The organism is Effusibacillus pohliae DSM 22757, from assembly GCF_000376225.1.
GTDB classification, from domain to species: domain Bacteria; phylum Bacillota; class Bacilli; order Tumebacillales; family Effusibacillaceae; genus Effusibacillus; species Effusibacillus pohliae.
Genome location: NZ_AQXL01000012.1, coordinates 1 through 1,346, shown reverse-complemented (window position 1 = coordinate 1,346; position 1,346 = coordinate 1). Strand labels below are relative to the sequence as shown.

Genomic DNA, 1,346 nt, shown 5'->3' with positions numbered 1-1,346 from the left:
GGGGGCTGGTTTCGTATTGCCGGAAAACGGAACACGCAGGTCATGACGCCATCCAAAGGACGAAATGTGTGTGATCCAGAGCCAAAATTCGAGTAACCGAAGGATCAAATTCAAAACAAAATGAAGCCTGGCCTGATACTTGCGGACAGCGTCACGGATTCAGGTCATAGATAATGAGTTCTTGCTCATCCGTTACTTGGATCCCGACGGATGTCTCAGGACCGTCGTAAGTTCCCAAGGGAACGGAATACCGGTTGCCCTCAAACAGGATGGTATTGTCCTTTCGAACCCGCCTTGTTAAACTGGTGGCAGAGGGTTTTTGGATTTTTTCTTGGATCGGTCGGAGATGTTTCCTTTCTTCCTGAAACACTTCCGCCGGTATTTTTTTGGTCGTATGGTGGACGATCCCATTGGCTGTTCTGACAAGCCAGGCAAGGCATTGCTCATTGAGGGCATCCAGATTGGCAAACGTACGATGCTTGGCAAAGTTTTGCTTGACATATTTCACAACATTTTCCACACGCCCTTTACTTTCAGGATCCTGTTTGCGGCACATATAAATCCGAAAACCTCGTTGCTGCACATATCGGGCAAATTCATGCGTGAAGATGAGATCTCCGTGGTTTTCACTGGTCAAGAGAAGATGATCCTGGTCATACATGATTTCTTTAGGCATCCCTCCAAAGTATCCGAACGCCCGTTCATGGATCTGAATCACATCCACTGTCGTAAACGGGCGATCCAGCCACTCCACGTATTTATACCGGGAATGAGAGAGAACAAAGCTCATGAACCATAGTTTGACCCCATGTCCTTGCGCATTCTCCATTCTTGTTTCTCCGAAATCCACTTGCATTTGCTCGCCCATAGGAGGGTCTTCTACAGCCTCATACTGCCTGCGATGGATCTCTTTCGGGATGTTGTGCTTCTTCCTGAGAGATCTCACATAGTTCCGGACCGTCCCCTCACTGACTCGAATGTCTCCGTATCGTTCTTTTAACCAGTCAAAGATTTGTGCAGCGGAGAGGTCCGGATATTCCCGCAGCCATGTGAGGATTTCTTGTTCATGCGGATCCAGTTTTTTCTCTCTTGTTTTCATCTCCTCCAGCCGTTGATGCATTTCATCGGATGTCATCTCCAAATACTTGTAGACGGTATTTCTCGATACTCCCAACTTTCTTGCAATCTGAGAAACATTCAATCCCAAGTTTTTAAACTGATGAATGGATAAATACATTTACCACCTTTCCGCATACCTCATGCTTTCCTCACTCCAGATGCTAAATTTCCAAACATCATGATAGGAAAAAGGAAGCATGAGGTAAATGTTGTTGAGTTTTATTTGT

At 46.0% G+C, this 1,346-nt stretch carries 1 protein-coding gene; it reads right to left on the bottom strand.

What is annotated here, in order from left to right:
- Positions 1–151 precede the first annotated feature (151 nt).
- Entirely contained in the window at positions 152–1,237 is a 1,086-nt protein-coding gene (gene istA, locus C230_RS0100125) for an IS21 family transposase (RefSeq protein WP_018130089.1), read from the bottom strand.
- Positions 1,238–1,346: the final 109 nt, after the last annotated feature.